Origin of the sequence: Limosilactobacillus sp., from assembly GCF_022651205.1 — a bacterium.
Classification (GTDB): Bacteria; Bacillota; Bacilli; order Lactobacillales; family Lactobacillaceae; genus Limosilactobacillus.
Map to the genome: position 1 here is coordinate 23,068 of NZ_JALCQI010000009.1, position 20,461 is coordinate 43,528.

The 20,461-nt window shown below is 41.5% G+C and carries 20 protein-coding genes; 17 read left to right on the forward strand and 3 right to left on the reverse strand.

The annotated features are described in order from the left end of the window. The first annotated feature begins 111 nt into the window (after nt 1-111). Genes rimP through ribF form a run of 8 tightly spaced genes read left to right on the forward strand, consistent with a single transcriptional unit; the run spans nt 112 to nt 7,107 of the window. Nucleotides 112-594, forward strand: coding sequence for a ribosome maturation factor RimP (gene rimP / locus LKJ51_RS03400; protein ID WP_291978795.1), 483 nt, complete (start codon nt 112-114; stop codon nt 592-594). 15 nt (nt 595-609) lie between these two features. After that, entirely contained in the window at nt 610-1,848 is a 1,239-nt protein-coding gene (gene nusA / locus LKJ51_RS03405) for a transcription termination factor NusA (protein WP_291978794.1), read from the forward strand. Between the two features lie 18 nt (nt 1,849-1,866). Then, nucleotides 1,867-2,169, forward strand: coding sequence for an RNase P modulator RnpM (gene rnpM / locus LKJ51_RS03410; RefSeq protein WP_291978793.1), 303 nt, complete (start codon nt 1,867-1,869; stop codon nt 2,167-2,169). After that, complete coding sequence (locus LKJ51_RS03415) at nt 2,159-2,470, forward strand: L7Ae/L30e/S12e/Gadd45 family ribosomal protein (protein WP_291978820.1); 312 nt, start codon at nt 2,159-2,161, stop codon at nt 2,468-2,470. Before rnpM ends, LKJ51_RS03415 begins: the two co-directional genes overlap by 11 nt. A 13-nt stretch (nt 2,471-2,483) precedes the next feature. Continuing rightward, entirely contained in the window at nt 2,484-4,775 is a 2,292-nt protein-coding gene (gene infB, locus LKJ51_RS03420) for a translation initiation factor IF-2 (RefSeq protein ID WP_291978791.1), read from the forward strand. Nucleotides 4,776-4,789: 14 nt separating this feature from the next. After that, entirely contained in the window at nt 4,790-5,155 is a 366-nt protein-coding gene (rbfA, locus tag LKJ51_RS03425) for a 30S ribosome-binding factor RbfA (RefSeq protein WP_291978790.1), read from the forward strand. A 60-nt stretch (nt 5,156-5,215) separates the two neighbouring features. Further along, nucleotides 5,216-6,115, forward strand: a complete 900-nt coding sequence (gene truB / locus LKJ51_RS03430) for a tRNA pseudouridine(55) synthase TruB (protein WP_291978789.1) — start codon at nt 5,216-5,218, stop codon at nt 6,113-6,115. Nucleotides 6,116-6,129: 14 nt separating this feature from the next. Beyond that, complete coding sequence (gene ribF / locus LKJ51_RS03435) at nt 6,130-7,107, forward strand: riboflavin biosynthesis protein RibF (protein WP_291978788.1); 978 nt, start codon at nt 6,130-6,132, stop codon at nt 7,105-7,107. A 48-nt stretch (nt 7,108-7,155) separates the two neighbouring features. Here the strand turns inward: ribF and LKJ51_RS03440 are convergent, their stop codons facing one another. Then, entirely contained in the window at nt 7,156-7,527 is a 372-nt protein-coding gene (locus tag LKJ51_RS03440) for a hypothetical protein (RefSeq protein WP_291978787.1), read from the reverse strand. Between the two features lie 114 nt (nt 7,528-7,641). Here LKJ51_RS03440 and hrcA point away from each other — a divergent pair, with 114 nt between their 5' ends. From hrcA to lepA, 5 genes are all read left to right on the forward strand, one after another. After that, nucleotides 7,642-8,691 carry a heat-inducible transcriptional repressor HrcA gene (gene hrcA / locus LKJ51_RS03445; RefSeq protein WP_291978785.1) on the forward strand — a complete coding sequence of 350 codons (1,050 nt, stop codon included), beginning with the start codon at nt 7,642-7,644 and terminating at the stop codon, nt 8,689-8,691. A 12-nt stretch (nt 8,692-8,703) separates the two neighbouring features. Continuing rightward, the gene (grpE, locus tag LKJ51_RS03450; protein WP_291978784.1) at nt 8,704-9,276 is read left to right on the forward strand and encodes a nucleotide exchange factor GrpE; all 573 of its coding nucleotides are present in this window, start codon (nt 8,704-8,706) and stop codon (nt 9,274-9,276) included. A gap of 26 nt (nt 9,277-9,302) precedes the next feature. After that, complete coding sequence (gene dnaK, locus LKJ51_RS03455; RefSeq protein WP_291978783.1) at nt 9,303-11,174, forward strand: molecular chaperone DnaK; 1,872 nt, start codon at nt 9,303-9,305, stop codon at nt 11,172-11,174. 119 nt (nt 11,175-11,293) lie between these two features. Beyond that, nucleotides 11,294-12,448, forward strand: coding sequence for a molecular chaperone DnaJ (gene dnaJ / locus LKJ51_RS03460; protein ID WP_291978782.1), 1,155 nt, complete (start codon nt 11,294-11,296; stop codon nt 12,446-12,448). A 176-nt stretch (nt 12,449-12,624) separates the two neighbouring features. Beyond that, nucleotides 12,625-14,460, forward strand: a complete 1,836-nt coding sequence (gene lepA / locus LKJ51_RS03465) for a translation elongation factor 4 (RefSeq protein WP_291978818.1) — start codon at nt 12,625-12,627, stop codon at nt 14,458-14,460. A 69-nt stretch (nt 14,461-14,529) separates the two neighbouring features. Here the strand turns inward: lepA and LKJ51_RS03470 are convergent, their stop codons facing one another. Beyond that, on the reverse strand, nt 14,530-15,759 hold the full coding sequence (locus LKJ51_RS03470) for an MFS transporter (protein WP_291978781.1): 1,230 nt from the start codon (nt 15,757-15,759) through the stop codon (nt 14,530-14,532). Between the two features lie 491 nt (nt 15,760-16,250). Here LKJ51_RS03470 and LKJ51_RS03475 point away from each other — a divergent pair, with 491 nt between their 5' ends. After that, nucleotides 16,251-16,499, forward strand: coding sequence for a cytochrome b5 domain-containing protein (locus tag LKJ51_RS03475; protein WP_291978780.1), 249 nt, complete (start codon nt 16,251-16,253; stop codon nt 16,497-16,499). Nucleotides 16,500-16,577: 78 nt separating this feature from the next. Here LKJ51_RS03475 and LKJ51_RS03480 read toward each other — a convergent pair whose 3' ends face one another. Continuing rightward, entirely contained in the window at nt 16,578-17,387 is an 810-nt protein-coding gene (locus tag LKJ51_RS03480; RefSeq protein ID WP_291978779.1) for a Cof-type HAD-IIB family hydrolase, read from the reverse strand. Nucleotides 17,388-17,548: 161 nt separating this feature from the next. Here LKJ51_RS03480 and LKJ51_RS03485 point away from each other — a divergent pair, with 161 nt between their 5' ends. From LKJ51_RS03485 to LKJ51_RS03495, 3 genes are all read left to right on the forward strand, one after another. Then, complete coding sequence (locus LKJ51_RS03485) at nt 17,549-18,919, forward strand: RsmF rRNA methyltransferase first C-terminal domain-containing protein (protein ID WP_291978778.1); 1,371 nt, start codon at nt 17,549-17,551, stop codon at nt 18,917-18,919. A 16-nt stretch (nt 18,920-18,935) separates the two neighbouring features. Continuing rightward, nucleotides 18,936-19,802 carry an SPFH domain-containing protein gene (locus tag LKJ51_RS03490; protein ID WP_291978777.1) on the forward strand — a complete coding sequence of 289 codons (867 nt, stop codon included), beginning with the start codon at nt 18,936-18,938 and terminating at the stop codon, nt 19,800-19,802. A gap of 15 nt (nt 19,803-19,817) precedes the next feature. After that, a partial coding sequence (locus LKJ51_RS03495) for a LytS/YhcK type 5TM receptor domain-containing protein (RefSeq protein WP_291980100.1) occupies nt 19,818-20,461 on the forward strand: 644 nt, incomplete at its 3' end.

Below are 20,461 nucleotides of genomic sequence, written 5' to 3' on the forward strand. Positions count from 1 at the left end.
ATTGTTGCTTGATAGTGATGATGATTCATGCTACAATAATTATGGTAAATAACTCGTTGGAGTGAGCAGAGATGCTCGCTCTTTTTATTGCAAACAATGGAGGTGACGCAGTTGAGCAGTGTCGTTGAAACAGTAACTGGATTAGCAGAGCCAATTGTAGCGGCGCATGATTGTTACCTATATGATTTAGAATTTGTTAAGGAAGGTAAAAGCTGGTACTTACGGGTTTACGTTGATAAAGATGGGGGAGTTACCCTTGATGATTGTGCGGATATTAGTGATGAATTGAGTGAAACACTCGACAATACTGAACCGGACCCGATTCCTCAGGCATATTTTCTTGAGGTTTCTTCTCCTGGTGCCGAACGACCATTGAAAAAGGAAGCCGACTATGAACGGGCGGTCAATGATTACATCCACGTTTCTCTTTACCAACAGGTAGAGGGTAAAAAGGCGTATGAGGGAACCTTAGTTGATCTTAAGCCTGACGAAATAACGTTGGAATACATGGATAAGACCCGTAAACGTCAAGTTACGATTGATCGTAAAATGATCGCGCAAGCACGGTTAGCAATCGACTTTAGTAAGATTTAAAGGGAGTGTCAAAAGGTGAGCAAAACAAAAGTAAATACCGAAATGATCGCCGCTCTTGATTACTTAGAGAAGGAAAAGGGTATCAAGAAGGATATTGTTATCGAAGCCTTAGAGCAGGCTTTGGAATTGGCATACAAGCAAAACTATGGTGAAAAGAACGTTGAAGTTGATTTTGATGGGGTTACCGGAAATATCAAGGTATATGCCGTAAAGACAATTACAGATAATGACGACCTTGTTGAAGAAGATGACAACGAATATATGAGCCTTGCTGATGCCCGGAAGTTGCCACACGGTCAAGGATATGATGTTGGCGATGAAATCCGCCAAGAAGTTACACCACGTGATTTTGGTCGGATCGCAGCCCAAACTGCAAAGCAAGTGGTAATGCAACGGTTACGTGAAGAAGAACGGAAAATCATTTACAATAAGTACAAGACTTATGAAAATGAAATCATTACCGGTGAAGTTTCACGTGAGGATAAGCGCTTCACATGGGTTGATCTTGGTGATGGTGTAGAAGGTGCAATGGGTTACCGCGATAAGATGCCTAATGAGCACTACCACATTCATGATCGGATTCAGGTTTATGTTTCAAAGGTAAATGATGATCGGCATGGTCCACAAATTTTTGTTAGCCGGACTGCTCCAGAATTACTAAAGCGGTTATTTGAACGTGAAGTTCCTGAAATTAAAGATGGTACCGTTCTGATTGAAAACATCGCTCGTGAAGCCGGTGATCGTGCTAAAGTAGCTGTTTACTCTAATGATCCAAACGTTGATCCTGTTGGAACTTGTGTTGGACCACGTGGTTCGCGTGTTCAAGCAATTGTTAATGAGCTTGGCGGAGAGAACATGGACATTGTTGAATATGTTAAGGATCCAGCACAATTTATCGCAAATGCCCTTAATCCTGCAGAAGTTCTTGATGTAATCTTTAATGAATCAGAAGCATCTACACCCGCAGAAGAAGAGCAACCTGCAGAGGAGACACCTACTGACTCAACAGCAACCGAAACTGACGTAGCAGCTGATGAAGAAGATTCTGAAGCAACTGAGACACCAGTAGTAGAAGAGCGCTCTTGCACTGTTGTTGTTCCCGATAGCCAATTATCCCTTGCAATTGGGAAGCGTGGTCAAAATGCTCGCTTAGCAGCTCGATTAACTAAATATAAGATTGATATTAAGCCAGCTTCTGAAATGGAAGATGACGATGACTTGGGTGAAGACGAGAACGATACTTCTGTAGAATAAAGCAGCGGGGTGAAACAAATGAAAAAGAGAAAAGTACCGATGCGAAAAGACATTGTTACCGGAGAAATGATGCCTAAGAGGCAACTAATCCGGGTTGTAAAAAATAAGGAAGGTGAGGTTTCAATCGATCCTACTGGTAAGAAATCCGGCCGTGGAGCTTACATCGCAGTAGACGTTGAGATTGCTAAACGAGCAAAGGAAGAGAAAACCTTTGAAAAGGCCTTTCACGTTAAGATGGATGATTCATTCTATGATGAATTAATCCAATACACGGATCACTTGCAAGCACGGCAAGTATTATTTGGTAACAATGAAAAATAATCAACAATCCGTCTTAAATTTACTCGGATTAGCACGTCGCGCCAAACAAACCCAGAGTGGTGAAGGCAGTGTATTAAAATCAATTCAAACAGGAAAAGCCCAGTTTGTTTTCTTAGCAAAAGATGCCGGTTCGGCAACGACAAAGAAGTTCACGGATAAATGTGTTTTCTACCATGTTCCCCAGTGCTCACTGTTCACAAAGCAGCAGTTGAGCCAAGCAACGGGGCAATCAAGAACTATTATTTGTGTTACACAATCTGGATTTGCAAGAAAGTTTGAGGAACTATTAGCAATGAATTAAGGAGCGTGAGTATATGGCCAAAGAACGAATTTATGAACTAGCCAAAGAACTCAAGATGCCAAGTAAGAGCCTTGTGAAAGTCGCTAAGGATCAAGGGATGGATATTAAAAGCCATATGTCATCCGTAACACCAGATCAAGCGCAGAAATTACGCCAAGTTGTTAAGAATGATAACGGTGGTACTAAACAAGCAAAGCAAAAGCAACCTTCCCGTCACCATGAGAAGAAGGTTCAAGAAAGGGCTAGCCATAATCAACATCAGGCAAAACAACCGAACAACCAGAATCATGGTAAAAAGAATGATGAACGTCATGATCATGGTAAAAAGAATCATGATAGTAATAACCATTCTGCAAAGCAAAATAAGCAAAGAAACCATAATAACCATCAGCAAAATGATAATAACGGTCGCTTTGGTGGAAGCTTAAATAACAAGGGTAAGCGTTTCAACAAGAAGAATAAAAAGCATAACAAGAAACATAAGAATAATGGTCGCTTGCGTGAGGTTAAGCATCAACAGCCAACTCAACGGAAGGAAAAGCCGTTACCAGATGTTCTTGAATATACAGAGGGAATGAATGCTCAAGATTTGGGGAAGATCTTGCACCGTTCACCAGCTGAAATCATTAAAAAGCTCTTTATGCTTGGTGTAATGATTAACCAAAATCAATCCTTGGATAAGGATACAATTGAATTATTGGCTACGGATTACGGTATCGAAGCTAAGGAAAAGGTTGAGGAAGATATTTCCGATATCGATAAGATGTTTGAGGAAGAACAAGAAAACACCGACCACTTAGTATCCCGTCCACCAGTTGTTACTGTTATGGGACACGTTGATCATGGTAAGACTACCTTGCTTGATAAGCTTCGTCATTCTCACGTTACTGAACATGAAGCTGGTGGAATTACGCAGGAAATCGGTGCCTACCAGGTTCACTATAAGAATAATCTAATTACGTTCTTGGATACCCCAGGTCACGCTGCCTTTACCGAAATGCGTGCTCGTGGTGCTAACATTACTGATATTACCGTATTGGTTGTTGCCGCTGATGATGGTGTAATGCCACAGACCGTTGAAGCTATCCACCACGCTCAAGCTGCCAAGACACCAATTATTGTTGCTGTCAACAAGATTGATAAACCAGGTGCTAATCCAGAACGGGTTATCGAAGAATTAGCTAAGTATAACCTGATCCCTGAAGACTGGGGTGGTGACACAATCTTTGTTAACATCTCGGCTAAGTTTGGTAAGAACATTGATGAATTGCTTGATATGATTCAACTCCAAGCCGAAATGATGGAATTAAAGGCAAACCCAGAACAAAATGCAGCGGGTTCAGTTGTTGAAGCCCGGCTTGATCAAGGAAAAGGTTCAGTTGCGACTGTTCTTATTCAACAAGGTACTCTCCACGTTGGTGATCCAATTGTTGTCGGAAACACTTATGGTCGTGTTCGGACAATGACAAATGAAAATGGTCGGCGCATTAAGGAAGCTACGCCATCAACACCAGTCGAAATAACTGGTTTAAACTCTGTTCCAGAGGCCGGTGATCGGTTTGTTGTCTTTGATGATGAAAAGACTGCTCGCGCTGCTGGTGAAAAACGTGCTGAACAAGCACAAGAAGAAGAACGGAAGCGGACTTCTCACGTTACATTAGATAACTTATTTGATACTATGAAGAAGGGACAAATGAAGACCCTCCCATTAATCATCAAGGCCGATGTTCAAGGTTCTGTAGAAGCATTGAGTCAGAGTCTCCAGAAGATTAAGGTTGATGGTGTCCGGGTTGACATCATTCACCAAGCTGTTGGTGCAATTAACGAATCTGATGTCACTTTAGCTGAAGCTTCTAATGCCGTTATCATTGGATTCAATGTTCGGCCAACTTCTCTTGCTAAGTCCCTGGCTGATTCTAATAAGATTGATATTCGGCTCCACCAGGTTATCTACAACGCAATTGAAGAAGTTGAAGATGCCATGAAGGGGATGCTTGAACCAGTTTACAAAGAAGAAACAATTGGTCAAGTTGAAGTACGGCAAATTTATAAGGCTTCTAAAGTTGGAACGATTGCAGGGGGAATGGTAACCTCTGGTAAGATTACTCGTGACGCTAAGGTTCGCCTTGTTCGTGATGGAATCGTTATCTACAGTGGAGAACTAGGTAGTTTGAAGCGGTTCAAAGATGACGTTAAGGAAGTCAAGGCTGGTTTTGAATGTGGATTAACAATTCAAAATTACAATGATATTAAAGAAAAAGACGTCATTGAAGCATATCAAATGAAAGAAGTACCGGTTAAGTAAACCGAGGTGATAAAATGCCAAATAAGCAGTATCGTGTTGACCGGTTAGCCCAAGAAATTCAACGCGAGGTTGATGATATCCTTTTAAAGCGGGTTCGTGATCCTCGTGTTCAAGGGGTAACCGTTACTGGTGTGGATGTTACTGGCGATCTTCAACAGGCAACGATTTACTACAGTATCTTATCCGATAAGGCTTCCGATATGGAAAAGACCCAAACAGGATTAGATAAGGCAACGGGACTAATCCGGAGCGAATTAGGAGCTCGGCTAAATATTTTTAAGACACCCGAGATCAAATTTGAACGGGATAAGTCAATTGCCTATGGAAGTCGAATTGATCAACTGATCAATAAACTTCACCAGCAAGAACAAGATAAGTAATGAAGGATGAATGGGCTGGGAGAGATTTCTCTTGGCCCGTTTTTTATGGAGAGTAACAATATGGATGGAATTATTCCCTTATATAAAGAGCGTGGAATGACGAGTTTTGACTGTGTAAGTCGCTTGCGTCGGATCTTACAAACAAAAAAGATTGGTCATTCAGGTACATTGGATCCCTCTGTTGATGGTGTTCTTCCTGTTTGTGTAGGGAATGCAACTAAAGTAGTGGAATACTTGATGCATTCTGGGAAGGAATACCAAGGTGAATTGGTAATTGGCAAAGCAACAACGACTGAGGATTTTGACGGTGAGGTTATTGAGATAAAACCTGTGAAAGTGGCAATTAGCGATGAACGGGTTAAAGAGGCAATGAAGGACATGACGGGAGAAATTACTCAAATTCCGCCAATGTATTCTGCGGTTAAAGTTAATGGTAAACGTCTCTATGAGTATGCTCGTGCTGGTGAAACCGTGGAGCGTCCTCAACGTAAAGCAACAATTAGTGAATTTATAATGTGCCGGAATGAGTATGATCCTGTAAATCAAGAACAGCACGTTTTCTTTAAGGTTAAGTGCAGTAAGGGAACCTATGTGAGGACATTAGTGGCTGATTTAGCACGTTCACTTGGCTACCCGGGTGCAATGAAATGGTTAACCCGGTTAGAAAGTGGCGGCTTTACGCTTGCACAAACAATGAGCTTGAGTGATGTTCAGGATGCAATGGCGCATCAAACAATGGCGCGCCACCTTTACCCAATTGATTATGCTTTGAAGGAGTTTCCTGCTGTGGATTTAACGACCTCACAATGGCATGCTGTCCAGCATGGGGGGTGGTTAAAGCAAGATGAGCTTCAAACCAGCGCACAAGAGCTTGTTTTAAGATATAATGATTCTGTAAAGGCGTTATACCATCTAACTGAACAAGGGTACAAGCCGACTAAAATGTTCTCTGTAAAGTGAAGGAGGAAGGGCAAGTGGAAGTAATTAGAATCCACCATCCATTGCAAAAGAAATTAGTACCTGATGGACAGGTAGTTCTTGCAATGGGCTTCTTCGATGGTGTTCATCGGGGACACCAGCAGGTTATTAAAACGGCCAAAAAGATTGCCGAAAAAGAGGGGATCCCTCTAGCCGTGTTAACTTATGGCCATGCGCCAGGAATCGTTTATCGTCAGTACCCAGGTGGCTTTAAGTACCTTTCAACGCCAACAAGAAAGGTAGCACTTTTAAAGCAGCTAGGGGTTGATTTAGTTTACCTTGTTAGTTTTACTTCCAGTTTTGCAAGCCTTTCACCACAAGAATTCGTGGATGAGTATTTGATTGGCTTTCATGCCAAAACGGTGGTTGCTGGTTTTGATCACACGTACGGTAAAGCAGCAGTAGCAACAATGGCAAAATTGCCGGAGTATGCAAAGGGTCGTTTTGATGTAGTAACCGTTCCTAAGTTTACCGGAAATGATGAACAAAAAATCGGCTCACGAGTTATTCGGAAAATGATCGATAATGGTAAGATTCAAAGTGCCAACCAATTGTTAGGGTATTGCTACAAGACAACGGGAATTGTTGTTCATGGTCTAGCTCGTGGTCGAACACTCGGATTTCCAACAATTAATGTTGAAACCCCTGAACATGAGCGAATTCCAGGAATCGGGGTTTATACGGTTCAAGTAAAAATCGGTACAAAGTGGTATGGCGGAATGGCAAGTGTTGGTCACAACATTACCTTTGGTGATCAAAATAAACTCACCGTTGAGATTTACCTCTTTGACTTTGACCAACTAGTATATGGTGAGGAAGTTCAAGTACGCTGGCTGAGTTACCAACGTGGAGAAGAGAAGTTCAGTGGTGCAGACGAACTTGTTAACCAAATGAGGAGAGACGAACAATTATCTCGGGAAAACCTTCAACGGATGCTGGATAAAAATGAAGATAGCCAGTATTTACTGAAATAAGAAAACTAAGCCCCCAGCATTTGAAAATTAATGCTGAGGGCTTACTAACTAATGGCGACTAGCCCGGTGACTGCCGGATTGATTAATTTTATGGACATGGCGCTTAAATTTCATTCCACCATCGGAAATTAACTTGAAGTGCCGCATTTTAGCGTTAAAGGGCCGATTAGAGACACGAATTGAAACCCAACGGCGCATTATCTCCGTCATTCCATCAAGCGTTTTAACTAAATTCTTATCAGGAGACTTTAAAGCGGCTTCACGAATATCTGTTTGAAGACGGTGGATAAGGTTATTGTGGTAATCTAATAGATCCTTAGTGAGTGGGGCGTTCCGGTAACTGTTAAAGAGTTTCTGGATAATCCGCATGGCATCTTCTGGCCCGCTCGGCTGAATAAATCGTTGTTGTTTATGCTTCATAGAAAAACTCCTTGAAATTTATTTGACGTTTCTTGACTTTTACCAATCAGATTGTTATATTATACATGTGTTTAGCACTTAACCCTATAGAGTGCTAAAAGGGGAAGTGATAAAATGATAACACAGCGTCAAAATAAGATCCTGCAAGCGATTGTACGTCAATACACCTCAACAGGTCAACCTGTCGGGTCAAAACATCTTGCGGAAAAGTTACCGTTTAAGGTTAGCCCCGCAACTGTTCGTAACGAGATGGGTGTTCTTGAGGAAAATGGCTTTGTTAATAAGGAGCACTCATCTTCAGGACGGGTACCCTCAAAGAAGGGCTATCGGTATTATGTCGATCATTTACTTGATTCCGAAGCTATAACAGATAATGATTTAGTGGTAATTCAGAATTCATTAGGAACAAGCTTTCAAAAGATTGATGAGATCATCTCGCACTCGGCTGATATTTTATCTGATCTTACCTCTTATACGGCATTCACACTCAAGCCTGAACAGGCTGATGTTTGCTTAAGTGGTTTTCGGGTTGTTCCGCTTGGTAATCGTAAGGTGATCGCTATTTTAGTTACTGATAGTGGTGATGTTGAGAGTCAAGCATTTACGTTGCCACGGAATTACGACACCGATGCACTGCAAGCAGTTATTCGGATGATTAACGATCAATTAGTTGGTCAGCCATTAGCTAATGTAATGCAGCGATTGAATGATGACATCCCACTTCGGGTAATGCATTACATGCAAAGTGCAAGCGGATTTCTGGATCTTTTTGATAGTGTCGTGTCAAGGGCAGCACGTGAACAATTCTTCGTCGGCGGTCGATTGAATCTCCTTGATTTTTCTGAAAAACGAGATTCGGTAGATTTACAAACTTTGTATAGTCTGCTTGATCATAATGATCAATTATCGAACCTCTTAGATTCAAATGTCTCCGATGAGGGGATTAACGTTAAGATCGGTTCTGAGATTTCAAAGGATAAGGCTCTAGACGATTATAGTTTGATCACTGCAACCTATGATGTTGACCAATATGGTAAGGGGATCATTGCAGTCCTCGGCCCAACGCGAATGCCTTATTCACGGACAATTGGTTTGGTGAATGCGTTCCGTCAAGAACTAGCAAAACGATTACTGAACTTTTACCGTCATTATTACGATTCATAGGAGGCGAGTCGATTGGCAGAAGACAAAGCTGCAAAGCAAAATGAAAAAGAAAATAAGGAGAGCAAAAAGGCTGCTCCTAAAAAGAATTCACAGCTTAACTCTAAGGAGCTGCAAAGTCAGGTCACAAAGTTAGAAGCTCAGGTCAAGGACTTAAAGCAACAATTAAGTGACAAGGATGACCAGTATTTACGAGCTGAAGCAGAGATCCAAAATATGACTAACCATTTCAAGAAAGAGCGTGCTCAATTATTGAAGTATGATGGTCAAGATTTAGCAAAATCAGTGCTTCCCGTTTTAGATAACCTCAAACGGGCTTTAACGATTGATGTCCATGATGAAAATGGTCAACAATTAAAAAAGGGAATTCAAATGGTGCACGATCATTTGATTTCTGCATTAAAGGACCATGGAATTATTGAAATTGAAGCGGATGGCAAACCGTTTGATCCGACACTTCACCAAGCAGTCCAAACTGTTCCGGTGGAAGGTGATCAGAAGGCCGATACAGTCGTTAAGGTTCTTCAAGCCGGTTATCAATTAAAAGACCGTGTTCTTCGTCCAGCAATGGTTGTTGTTGCACAATAAAAAATATATAAGAGAGGGAATAAACAATGGCAAGTAACAAAATTATTGGTATTGATTTAGGTACTACTAACTCCGCCGTTGCCGTTATGGAAGGTAACGAGCCAAAAATTATTACAAATCCTGAAGGGAGTCGGACCACTCCATCTGTTGTTTCATTTAAGAATGGTGAAACTCAGGTTGGTGAAGTAGCAAAGCGTCAAGCAATTACTAATCCAAACACCATTTCATCAATCAAGAGTCACATGGGTGAAGCCGGATACACAGTTGAGGTTGATGGTAAGAAGTACACCCCACAAGAAATTTCTGCAATGATTCTTCAATACTTGAAGAAGTATGCTGAAGATTACATTGGTGACACTGTTGACAAGGCTGTTATTACCGTTCCTGCATACTTTAACGATGCACAACGTCAAGCTACTAAGGATGCTGGTAAGATTGCTGGCTTAGATGTTAAGCGGATTATTAACGAACCAACTGCTTCATCATTGGCTTATGGCCTTGACAAGAAGGATAAGGATGAAAAGATCCTTGTTTACGACCTTGGTGGTGGTACTTTTGATGTTTCAATCCTTGAATTAGGTGACGGTGTCTTCCAAGTACTTTCAACTAATGGTGATACTCACCTTGGTGGTGATGACTTCGATAAGAAGATCATGGACTGGTTAATTGATGGTTTCAAGGAAGAAAATGGCGTTGACCTTTCTAAGGATAAGATGGCTCTTCAACGGTTGAAGGATGCTGCCGAAAAGGCTAAGAAGGACTTGTCTGGAGTTCAAGAAGCTCAAATCAGCTTGCCATTCATTTCCGCTGGTGAAAATGGTCCGCTACACCTTGAAAAGACTTTGAGTCGTGCGCAATTCAACCAATTAACTAATGACTTAGTTGAGCGGACTAAGCAACCAGTTATGAATGCTTTGAAGGATGCCGACTTAACATTTGATGACATCGATGAAGTTATTCTTAATGGTGGTTCTACTCGTATTCCAGCTGTTCAAGAAATGGTTAAGGAATTAACTGGTAAGGAACCTAACCACTCAATTAACCCAGATGAAGCGGTTGCCCTTGGTGCTGCTATTCAGGGTGGTGTGCTTACAGGTGATGTTAAGGATGTTGTTTTGCTTGATGTTACTCCACTTTCACTTGGTATTGAAACCATGGGTGGTGTCTTCACTAAGTTAATTGACCGGAATACCACTATTCCAACATCAAAGAGTCAAATCTTCTCAACCGCTGCTGATAACCAATCTGCCGTTGATATTCATGTTCTTCAGGGTGAACGGCCAATGGCAGCTGACAACAAGACTTTAGGGAACTTCCAACTTACTGACATTCCTGCTGCTCCTCGTGGTGTGCCTCAAATTAAGGTTACCTTTGACATTGACAAGAACGGTATCGTTAATGTTTCTGCCGAAGATCAAGGAACCCATAAGAAGCAAAACATCACTATCAAGTCCAATTCTGGTTTGAGCGATGAAGAAATTGAACGAATGAAGAAGGATGCTGAAGAACATGCAGCAGCCGACAAGAAGAAGAAAGAGGAAGTTGACTTAAAGAACGAAGTTGACCAAGAACTCTTCCAAGTTGATAAGACTTTGAAGGAAGTTAAGGGTAAGGTTCCTGAAGAAGATATTAAGAAGGCCGAAAGTGCTCGTGACGACTTGAAGAAGGCTAAGGAAAGCGGCAACTTAGATGACATGAAGTCTAAGAAGGACGCATTGAACAAGGTTATTCAAGACCTTAGTGTAAAGCTTTACCAACAAGCCCAAGGTGCTCAAGGCGGTCAAGCCGGTGCTGCTGGAAACAATGGCGCTGCCGGAAATAACAATAATTCCGGTTCTGATGATGGTAAGACCGTTGATGGTGACTTCAAGGATGTTACTCCAGATGACAAGAAGTAACGTTATAATCCGTTAGTAAACAATTGTTAAAAGCCAAAGGCCAGAAAGAGGACTTTGGCTTTTACTTTCGTTTGTCATCTATGGTATAACTAAACAAGCAATTAAAATGGAGGATCCGTATGGCAGAAGAAAGTTATTATGACATCCTAGGTGTAAAAAAGGATGCTTCTGAAAAGGAAATTAACCGGGCTTACCGAAAGCTAGCAGCAAAGTATCACCCGGATATCAACCATGCACCGGGTGCCGAAGAAAAATTTAAAAAGATTAATGAGGCTCATGAAGTTTTAAGTGATCCTCAAAAGCGGGCACAATACGACCAATTTGGTTCTGCCGGAGCAAATGCTGGTGCTGGCCAAGGATTTGGTGGCTTTGGCGGTCAACAAGGTTATGGTAACTTTGCTGGCGGTGATTTTGGCGATATTTTCAGTCAGTTTTTCGGTGGCGGTGGACGCCGGCAAGCTGATCCAACTGCTCCACGTCAAGGGCGTGACCTACAATATTCCATGACGTTGGAATTTATGGATGCCGTATTCGGTAAAACCACAACAATTAAATATGAGCGAGATGCCCAGTGTAATGTTTGTAAGGGAACCGGGGCTAAACCTGGTAAATCACCACAAACATGTTCACGGTGCCATGGTAGTGGGGTAGTTTATACCGTAAGACAAACACCACTTGGAAATATTCAGACGCAAACCACATGTCCTGAATGTCACGGTACCGGTAAGGTTATTAAGCCAGAAGATCGGTGTACCAAGTGTCATGGCTCAGGACACGTTCATGAGCGTCATGAACTAGAAGTGAAAGTTCCCGCCGGTGTTGATGATGGTCAACAGATGCGGCTAGAACACCAAGGAGATGCGGGAGAAAATGGCGGTCCTTACGGTGACCTATACATTGTTTTCCGTGTTACTCCAAGTCGTGAATTCCGTCGTGATGGTTCAACAATTTATGTTGACCAAGATATTTCATTTGCCCAAGCAGCATTAGGTGATGAGGTTAAGGTAAAGACGGTTCATGGTGACGTTGACCTTAAGATCCCTGCCGGTACCCAATCCGAAACTAACTTCCGTCTACGTGGTAAGGGAGTTCCGCACTTAAACGGTAATGGTAATGGCGATGAGCACGTTACGGTTCATGTTCACACGCCAAAGAGCCTTAATAAGCGACAAAAGGAAGCTATGATGGCCTTTGCTGCTGCTAGTGGCGAGGACGTAAAAGGTGTTAAGAAAACCGTTTTAGATAAGCTGCGCGATGCTTTCGAAGATAAGTAATAAGTATTTTATTAAGCTAGTAATAGCCGGTTATGGATCGGTCATTACTGGCTTATTATATTTCGGGAGTATAGCAGCTTGGATCCTAAACTGATTAACTTTTCAAGCCATCGAAGTCTTTGGTATACTAGTATTAGTATTTACAAGTTTAGAAAGTAGTGAACTAATTCATGACAATGAATCTTGATAAAATGAAAGAACGACAAAAACATATTCGAAATTTTTCGATTGTCGCTCATATTGATCACGGAAAGTCGACACTTGCTGACCGAATCCTGGAAATGACGGATTCTATCAGTAAACGTGAAATGAAAGACCAGATATTGGATGATATGCCGTTGGAACGTGAACGGGGAATTACCATTAAATTAAATGCCGTAGCACTGACGTACCATGCTAAAGATGGTCAGGATTATATTTTTCATTTGATTGATACTCCAGGACATGTTGATTTCTCTTATGAAGTATCGCGTTCATTAGCTGCCTGTGAAGGGGCTATCTTGGTGGTTGACGCTACCCAGGGAGTTGAAGCGCAAACCTTAGCAAATGTTTACTTGGCTCTTGATAACGATTTGGAGATCTTACCGGTAATCAATAAGATTGATTTGCCTTCTGCAGATCCTGAAGGAACAAAAAAGCAGATTGAAGATGAAATCGGTTTGGATACCGATGATGCTTTAGATGTTAGTGCGAAGACGGGGCTTGGTGTTGATAAGGTCTTGGAAGAGATCGTCAAGAAGGTTCCAGCGCCAACCGGTGATTTAACTGCTCCATTGAAGGCGCTAATTTTTGATTCTAAGTACGATGACTACCGTGGAGTCGTTCTCAGTGTCAGGGTGTTTGAAGGAACCGTAAAGAAGGGTGACCGGATTCGGTTAATGAATAGTGGAACTGAGTATGAAGTTGCTGAAGTCGGTATTAACTCACCGAAACCATTAGCACGGGATGTCTTGATGGCTGGTGATGTTGGTTATATCACCGCAGCAATTAAGGACATCAAGGATACCCGGGTTGGTGATACCGTCACTGATGCAAATAATCCAACCGAAAAGCCACTGGAAGGCTATCGGCAAATGACTCCAATGGTTTATGCGGGTCTTTACCCGACCGATAACGCGAAGTTTAATGATCTCCGGGATGCTTTGGAAAAACTTCAATTGAATGATGCAGCGTTAACATTTGAACCTGAATCATCACAAGCACTTGGCTTTGGATTTCGTTGTGGTTTCTTAGGATTGCTTCATATGGATGTTATTCAAGAGCGGCTTGAGCGAGAGTTTGATCTTGACTTAATTACGACTGCACCGTCGGTTACATACCATGTCGATCTGGCTGACGGCACGACTAAGGAAGTTGAAAACCCTGCTGAGATGCCAGACGCATCCTCAATTAAGGATATCAAAGAACCATACGTTAAGGCTTCAATCATGGTGCCAAATGATTATGTTGGGCCAGTAATGGAACTTTGTCAGCGTAAACGGGGAATCTTTGAAACAATGGAATACTTGAGTGATACGCGGGTAAATGTGATCTATCATATTCCACTATCCGAAATTATCTTTGACTTCTTTGATAAATTAAAGAGTTCGACTAGGGGTTATGCCTCACTTGACTACGAGATTGACGACTATAAGCCAAGCAAGCTGGTCAAAATTGATATCTTACTGAATGGTGACAAGGTTGATGCTTTGAGCTTTATTGCTCATAAAGACTTTGCTGCAGAGCGAGGACGGGACATTACATCTAAGTTGAAGAAGATTATTCCTCGACAAAACTTTGAAATTCCAATTCAAGCGGCAATCGGTTCAAAGATCATTGCACGGACCAATATTAAGGCCTACCGGAAGGATGTTACTGCCCGAATCCACACCGGGGACCCAGACCGGCGTGCTAAACTGCTAGAAAAACAGAAGCGTGGAAAGAAGCGGATGAAGGCTGTCGGCAAAGTTGACATTCCTCAAGAAGCCTTTATGGCTGTCTTAAAAACCGATGAAGAGATCGACGATAAGTAGATAAAAATTTAAATAGGCCTAGAACCCACTTATTGAGTTCTAGACCTATTTTGTCATTCATAAATGATTTTAGTGATTAGCTAATTTTCGCATGCCAGGTAGTGATGACATGACGATAAAGCTTAAAATGTAAAGTGCCGATAGGAACCCCATTGTTACTCCTAATGAATAGTGATCCATTAGTAAGCCGATAATTACCGAAGAGAAACCACCTATTGCCCGGCCAACATTCATAATAATGCTGTTGGCAGTTGAACGAATAGCGGTTGGGTAAAGTTGGCTGATGACGGCACCATATCCACCAAACATCCCGTTAGAGAAGAACCCAATTAATGCTCCCGCAAGAATCAGGGCAATTGAACTTTGAACCATCAGGATAGTAAACATTACTGTAGCAGAACCAATTAGGAAGATTCCAAATGCCCAGCGAGGTCCCCAGTTATCCATAATTGTACCGAAGACCATCATTCCAATACTCATCCCAATGATGGTTACAATCATCCAAATTGATGAACCCGAAACGGATAGTCCTTGTTGCTTTTGTACAATTGATGGCAGCCAATTCATTAGACCAAAGTATCCGGCAATTTGAACAATTGTCATTACCATTAAGCCAAGGGTCTGTAAAGCTAACCTTGGTGTAGCAAAGAGCCGACTAACTGAAATCTTTTGGTGATTGTTAAGTGCCTTTTTATGAGCAATGATAAATTCCTGGCTTTCGTGAACGTGACGACGAATAAAGTAGGTCAGGATTACTGGAACAACCCCAAGTAAGAAAAGCGCGTTCCAACCAAAGTGGGGAATAATGTAAGCTGCCATTATTGCAGCAAGAATAGCCCCAACTTGACCGCCGATAGCAGCAACGGAAGTTAAACGACCAATTAAGTGTGATTCAAAGTTCTCGGCGATTAATGCAATTCCGACACCATATTCACCACCAGCACCAACACCGGCAAGAAAACGACAAATATAGATTGCCGGTAATGAATGAGCAAAGAACATTGCGGCTGTGGCTAAGGCAAAAATAAAAATCGTGTAAGTGAATGTTCTTACACGACCGATCCGATCACCGACAAGGCCGAAAATCGCACCGCCCGCTAACATTCCGAGATTGGTAAGAGAACCAATCCACCCAGCAGCAGTACTTGAAATGTGAAGGCTAGCAATAATTGGTGCAAGGGCAAATGACAAAAACATAATATCCATATTTTCAAGTGAAAAACCGGATGCAGTAGATGCTAATACCCATTTCTGGTTCTTAGTCATTGCTTGGTCAACATGACTACTTGTCTGTCCCATATTTAATTCCTCCAAAATGATGCTCTCTGACATCGATTATTTTGCATAAGATTATTAAATCTCTGTTTGGTAATGGATTATACACGCCTTAATGAAAATTGCAATTAAAAGATTAGTAGCTGGACGGAAAAGGTGGTGTATAATATTGAATATCAGTTCAAGGGGGTTATGGGATGAAGAAGAATATTTGGCGTCAGTTATGGGATGTTATTTCTCTTATTGTTGCTGCAATTTTACTGTATTATATTGTTACCTTTTTAGACGGTCTCATTAAATAAAAATTGAGGATTACGATCAGAAATTGATCGTAACCCCCAAGTAGAAGTATTTAGCGAAAGTGATTGCAGAATCACCTTCAGTATTATTTATAATAAAATTAATTTTTATTCCGTTGTTGTCTAATTAATTATTGCTATTATTTCGACTTGCCTTAATTAGTATATTAAAAGTGCTATACTAAATTTAGTAATGGAAACCGGGAGGATTTTATTATGACGACAAGAACATTTACTGCCGAAGAACTTGCCAAGTACAACGGTCAAGATGGTAATCCTGCTTACGTAGCTATTGATGGGGTTGTATATGATGTTACTGATATCCCAGCATGGCGTAATGGTAAGCACCATGGTAATTTGGCAGGACATGACGTCACAGCTGCAATTCAGCGTTCACTTCACATGAAGCGGGTCCTTGATGAATTGCCGGTGGTTGGAAAGTTTACGGGTGATCCTGAGATTTAAATTCTGTTTTATTGGTAGCAGTGAAGAGTAAATAAAGAGTTCGGCGAAGCAAATTTTCACCGAACTCTTTTGTTTAACTTAAGCTAATTTAAGATATTCCTTTAGGTAGTTAGCTAATCCGTTATGCTCATTATCTAGTGGAGTAACATCATCTGCAATTTCCTTAATTTCAGGAATTGCGTTCTGCATTGCGACTCCGCGTCCCGCAGCATCAATCATTTCTTGATCATTTTTTTCGTCACCAAAGGCAATGATATGTTGCTGATCGATTCCATACTGTTTAGCAATATAAAACATCCCGGATTCCTTGTGGGTACCTCGATGAATTAGCTCTAAGATGTTATATGGGCCACCCCAGACTCGTGATTCGACAAAGTCTCCATACTTACTATCAACAGCCTTAATAATGCGGTCCTTGCTATCAGGTTGGTATTCAATTGTCATTGCGATTGGATTGTCACTGAGGTTGCGTTCGCTTAATAATTGAGATGGCTTGAGACGGCTGGGAAGAAATTCGGGGACGTCTTTAGTTGCTTGGTTAGCCCAAAAATGATTTTTGCTTTCAACAGTAATTGTGTCAATTCCGAGTTCTTCCCGATGTGCTAGGAGATCTAAAGCTATTTCCTTAGTTAGTTCAATCTCGTATTCTTTATCCCAGTTTTCGTGTGGAATATGGGTAAGAGCACCATTAAAATTAACCATTGGTGTTTTAATTCCAATCTGATCATAAATGTGTTGAGCAATCCGGTATGGACGGCCAGTAATAATGCTAACAATGTGACCATTTTTAGCGGCAAGGCGTAGAGTATTGATAGTCTCATTAGTAAGTTTTGATTGGTTATTCAGGGTAGTTCCATCTAAGTCGATGGCAATCAGATGTTGATCCATGTAAACGTCACTTCCTTTGAACTACGAATAGTTAAATATTATACCCGAAAACATTAATGAATTAAATGAATATGACAGACAAAATGAGAGAGGTGTTTTGGAAGCGGCTAAAATAAGTTATAATTTGGTTAAGATTAAATAGATGAGGGTGAGAATTGAAAATGCAGCTACCGAATGCATTTAAAAATAAATATCAGCGATTATTGGGAGAAGAGGCTCCAGCATTTTTTGCGGCGCTAAATGAAGAGAGCTTTAGTGGCTTTCGAATTAATCCGTTGAAACCTGGGAAGCCGACAGCAACGATTAGTCAGTCTACTGGAAAGGTTCCATATGTTCCAACTGGTTATTATGGCCAGGTTAATGGTAAGTCGCTCGATCATGTGACTGGTTGGGTTTATAGTCAAGAACCATCTGCAATGTATGTTGGTGAGGTTGTCGATCCGCAACCAGGTGAACGTGTCCTTGATTTATGCGCGGCTCCTGGTGGAAAATCAACTCATTTAATTTCACTAATGAATGACCAGGGGCTTTTAGTTGCTAACGAGATTTTTCGGAAGCGCGCACAAATATTGGCAGAGAACTTAGAACGCTGGGGAACCCGTAACACGGTAGTAATGAATGAAAGCCCTGAGGAATTGGAAAAGCAGTTTCCGCAGTTCTTTGACCGGATCTTGATTGATGCACCATGTTCTGGTGAGGGGATGTTTAGGAAAGAGCCAGCAGGAATTGAATACTGGAATCCAGAGTATCCAGCCGAGTGTGCAAACCGGCAGCGAAAGATTATCGCTTCAGCGGTAAAGATGCTTAAACCAGGTGGCATTTTAGTATACTCGACTTGTACGTTCTCGCCAGAAGAGGATGAGCAAAATGCTGGTTGGATTCTTAAAAACTATCCATCAATGAAGATGATGGAAATTGATTCATATCCTGGAATGGATCATGGACGTCCCGAATGGGCAGATGGTAATCCTGAATTAGCCAAGGCTGTCCGTCTTTTCCCACATCATATTAAGGGGGAAGGACATTTTATAGCCAAGTTTAAGTATGGAGATAAGGTTGAGGGCCATTCGGTTAAACGAAAAGGTCGGAAGAAAAAGAAGCGTCAAACTAGTTATAGCTTGAGCAAAGAGCAACAAGAATTGTTTTGTGAGTTCAACGATACAGTGATCCCTGATTATCAACCTAATCATCTCGTATTGTTCGGTGATCAACTTTACGATTTGCCGTCTGGGATTAATCAACTTGATGACCTGAATATTCTTCGACCAGGATTACATTTGGGAACCTTTAAGAAACGTCGCTTTGAACCATCACTTGCATTGGCACTCTTCCTTCACCCAGATAAGTCTGAGAAGACGTTAGAAATCAATGAAGAGCAGTGGCGCCAGTATGTTCACGGGGATACGATTGCGGTTGAACAAGAGCTGCCAAATGGTTGGTACTTATTGGTTTGTGCTGGTCATCCTTGTGGTTTTGGCAAGTTAGTTCAAAAAACGGTTAAGAATTTTTATCCAAAGGGACTGCGATTTTAAGGAGGAGTTAGACAAGATGAAAGAAAAACAGGCATTTCATATTAATGGATATGTAGGGCTACTAGTAGCAATAGTTGGTGCCTTATTTGGACTTTGGTTGGTATACAGTGGTTTTCGCTTTGGTCACTTACTGGGGATGGTTGCAGGAATTATTTTGATAATTTTAGTCCTAATTTTGGCTAGTAGTTTAACGATCATCCAACCTAATGAAGCCAAGGCATTAACTTTCTTCGGAAATTATATTGGTACCATTCGTGATGCTGGACTGTTCATGACAGTACCATTTACCGATAAGGAACCGGTTTCACTTCGGGTTCGGAACTTTAATAGTCAAATCCTTAAAGTTAACGATTCAAAGGGGAACCCGGTTGAAATTGCTGCGGTAATTGTTTTTAAAGTTGTTGATACTGCCAAGGCACTGTTTTCTGTTGATGATTACGAACAATTTGTTCAGATTCAAAGCGAGTCGGCAATTCGTCACGTTGCAAGTGAATATCCATATGATACGTTTGAAAATGAGAATGCATTGACCTTACGGAGTAATCCGACAGAGGTATCTGACCGCTTAGCAAATGAGTTGCAAGAACGGTTGAACGTTGCTGGGGTTAAAATCATTGAAACACGGTTAACTCACTTAGCCTACGCGACCGAAATTGCAAGTGCGATGCTTCAGAAGCAGCAATCATCGGCCATTCTTTCAGCCCGAAAGATTATTGTTGAGGGTGCTGTATCAATTACAGAAGCAGCAATTGACCGTCTATCAAAGGAAGCCAACTTGGATCTGACTGACGATCAACGTCTTCAAATCATCAATAACATTATGGTAGCAATTATTAGTGAACGGGGAACCCAGCCGGTAATTAATACGGGAACTAAACAATAACAGGGGATAAAACGGATGCTATATTTAACGATCTTGATGACCGAACGGGTCGGCTTTGTTATCATTTGTGCCTTCCTTTTGGTAAATATTCCAGCGTTTCGTAAGTGTCTTTTTGCCCAAACAATTGTTGCTAAGCTGCAGTTAGTAATCATTTTTTCCCTCTTTGCAATTTTGGCGAACGCAACGGGGATTGAAATTGATCCTGCTAACGAATTACATAATAAGATCATTCTAACTGCCGTTTCTCACGATTACTCAGTGGTAAACGCACGAATTCTAGCGGTGACAACGTCCGGGATCATTGGTGGTCCTTGGGTAGGAGGATCTGTGGGGCTAATTGCTGGTCTCCACCGTGCTTTTCAGGCTGGGTTTGCCAGTGAAGCGTGGTTTTATATTCCTAGTTCTACTTTAATCGGTTTGCTTTCTGGCTATCTTTATAAGGATAAGAATAGTTCTTTTACTGTTATGACACCTTGGCGGAGCTTCATTGTTGGCCTGTCAATGGAATCAATTCAGATGATCTTTATTTTCCTGTTTAGTCCAACTGGTTGGGTACTAGTTCGCTACATTGCGATTCCGATGATCCTCATTAGTTCACTAGGAACTTCAATCTTTATCTCGATTATCACAATTTACCTTCGTCAAGAAGAAGAAACGCG

Coding starts and splice junctions, on each gene's coding strand:
- rnpM (WP_291978793.1), top strand. CDS start 1,867: ATGAAAAAGAGAAAAGTACCGATGCGAAAAGACATTGTTACCGGAGAA.
- LKJ51_RS03415 (WP_291978820.1), top strand. CDS start 2,159: ATGAAAAATAATCAACAATCCGTCTTAAATTTACTCGGATTAGCACGT.
- infB (WP_291978791.1), top strand. CDS start 2,484: ATGGCCAAAGAACGAATTTATGAACTAGCCAAAGAACTCAAGATGCCA.
- rbfA (WP_291978790.1), top strand. CDS start 4,790: ATGCCAAATAAGCAGTATCGTGTTGACCGGTTAGCCCAAGAAATTCAA.
- truB (WP_291978789.1), top strand. CDS start 5,216: ATGGATGGAATTATTCCCTTATATAAAGAGCGTGGAATGACGAGTTTT.
- LKJ51_RS03440 (WP_291978787.1), bottom strand. CDS start 7,527: ATGAAGCATAAACAACAACGATTTATTCAGCCGAGCGGGCCAGAAGAT.
- hrcA (WP_291978785.1), top strand. CDS start 7,642: ATGATAACACAGCGTCAAAATAAGATCCTGCAAGCGATTGTACGTCAA.
- dnaK (WP_291978783.1), top strand. CDS start 9,303: ATGGCAAGTAACAAAATTATTGGTATTGATTTAGGTACTACTAACTCC.
- dnaJ (WP_291978782.1), top strand. CDS start 11,294: ATGGCAGAAGAAAGTTATTATGACATCCTAGGTGTAAAAAAGGATGCT.
- lepA (WP_291978818.1), top strand. CDS start 12,625: ATGAATCTTGATAAAATGAAAGAACGACAAAAACATATTCGAAATTTT.
- LKJ51_RS03470 (WP_291978781.1), bottom strand. CDS start 15,759: ATGGGACAGACAAGTAGTCATGTTGACCAAGCAATGACTAAGAACCAG.
- LKJ51_RS03475 (WP_291978780.1), top strand. CDS start 16,251: ATGACGACAAGAACATTTACTGCCGAAGAACTTGCCAAGTACAACGGT.
- LKJ51_RS03480 (WP_291978779.1), bottom strand. CDS start 17,387: ATGGATCAACATCTGATTGCCATCGACTTAGATGGAACTACCCTGAAT.
- LKJ51_RS03485 (WP_291978778.1), top strand. CDS start 17,549: ATGCAGCTACCGAATGCATTTAAAAATAAATATCAGCGATTATTGGGA.
- LKJ51_RS03490 (WP_291978777.1), top strand. CDS start 18,936: ATGAAAGAAAAACAGGCATTTCATATTAATGGATATGTAGGGCTACTA.